Below are 1622 nucleotides of genomic sequence, written 5' to 3'. Positions count from 1 at the left end.
ACGATCGTTGCTAATCAGGAGCGCTCTTGGGTTTGAGGGCGAAACTAACGCCTCCATCGCTCGAGATGCTGTAACGGTGTCGGGCTCCTGTGGCATCCTTTCGCCATGAGATTCCTGATTCGCACCTTCTTCCGTGGCGTCCGCCTGATTCTGACCCCGTTCATGCTGATCGGTGAGCGCGTCTCGCGCCCACGCGGCATCGAACGGGACCCGGCCGACCAAGCCCGAATCGACGAACAGACGCAACGCCTTGCCCTGTATCACTTCCCGGCGTGCCCGTTCTGCATCAAGGCCCGCCGCGCGATGCAGCGGCTGTCGCTGGATATCGAACTGCGCAACGCCCAGGCCACCGGCCCCTGGCGCGAGGAACTGCAGAACGAGGGCGGCCGCCTGCAGGTGCCCTGCCTGCGAATCGAGGAAGAAGACGGCTCGGTGCGCTGGCTGTACGAATCCGATGCCATCATCCGCTACCTGCGCGAGCGCTTCGATCCGGCACAGACGACCGATCCGACCCCTGCGCCCAACAGTCCGCCGCGTTCCTGATGTCGAATTGGCTTCCGAAGGGTCTGTCCATGCACCATCGCCTCCACCGTTCCCTGCTCGGCGCCACGCTCGGGCTGGCCCTGCCCTTCACCGTCGCCAGCGCCGAGCCGCCGATCTTCGATGCCCACCTGCACTATCGCCCGGCGGTGGCCGAAACCTTTGGCATCAGCGACGTGGGCCGCACCCTGGCCTCCAATGACGTGCGCAGCGCCATCGTCATGTCGACCGAAGGCGGCTTGATTCGTCGCCTGCAAGCGGGCTCGGATACCCGCATCGTGCCGTTTCTGGAAGTCTCCCACCGCCTGGGCAAGAAGATGGACTGGATGCACGTCGAGGACCTGGGCGCCCGCATTGCCGACATGCTGGACGAATCCGACGTGGCCTGGCGCGGGCTGGGCGAGTTTCACATCCTGGCAGACGACCGCTTCGGACCCGGCTTCGAACAGTTGCTGGACCTGGCCGTCGCACGCGATCTGACCATCATGATCCACGGCGACCCGGCCGTGATCGATCATGCCTACGCCACCCACCCCGAGGTGCGCATCCTCTGGGCCCACGCCGGCAGCTACGCCTACCCGCCCCTGGTGCAGGACTACCTCGAGCGCCACCCGCGCATGAACATGGACCTGTCCATGCGCAACCCGCGCATCAACCCCGGTGGTCAGATCGACGACGCCTGGTTCGAGCTGTTCCTCTCCCATCCGGATCGCTTCATGATCGGCGTGGACACCTTCACCACCACGCGCTGGGAACAGTACACCCACCTGAAAGACGAGACCCGCGCCTGGCTCGACCAGCTGCCCGACAACGTCGCCCGCGCCATTGCCTTCGAAAACGGCGAACGCCTCTTTCCCGCTCAGTAAGGGCCTTTATTCACCACGAAGGCCACAAGGCACGACAACGAGCAAAAGGCCTGAACCACAGAGGTCACAAAGAACGGCAAGGACAGTGACGAAGGATCACGATCAAACTGTGATCTGACGTCGCACGGCCATCATCCGACCTTTTCCTTCCCAGCCCTTCCCCCAGTCCTCTGTATCCTCGGTGGTCCAATCGCCCTCCTGATTAGCAACGATCGT

The 1622-nt window shown here is 63.7% G+C and carries 2 protein-coding genes; both read left to right on the top strand.

Annotation, left to right across the window (positions count from 1 at the left end; translation table 11 throughout):
• Window positions 1-105: 105 nt before the first annotated feature.
• Window positions 106-543, top strand: a complete 438-nt coding sequence (locus tag B0684_RS00530; RefSeq protein WP_018145412.1) for a glutathione S-transferase N-terminal domain-containing protein — start codon at window positions 106-108, stop codon at window positions 541-543.
• Window positions 544-572: 29 nt separating this feature from the next.
• Window positions 573-1406: an amidohydrolase family protein gene (locus B0684_RS00525; protein ID WP_018649992.1), complete on the top strand. Its 834-nt coding sequence runs from the start codon at window positions 573-575 to the stop codon at window positions 1404-1406.
• Window positions 1407-1622: the final 216 nt, after the last annotated feature.

The organism is Thioalkalivibrio versutus, assembly GCF_001999325.1.
In the GTDB taxonomy this organism is placed as follows: domain Bacteria; phylum Pseudomonadota; class Gammaproteobacteria; order Ectothiorhodospirales; family Ectothiorhodospiraceae; genus Thioalkalivibrio; species Thioalkalivibrio versutus.
This window is presented reverse-complemented; position numbering and strand designations above follow the sequence as displayed.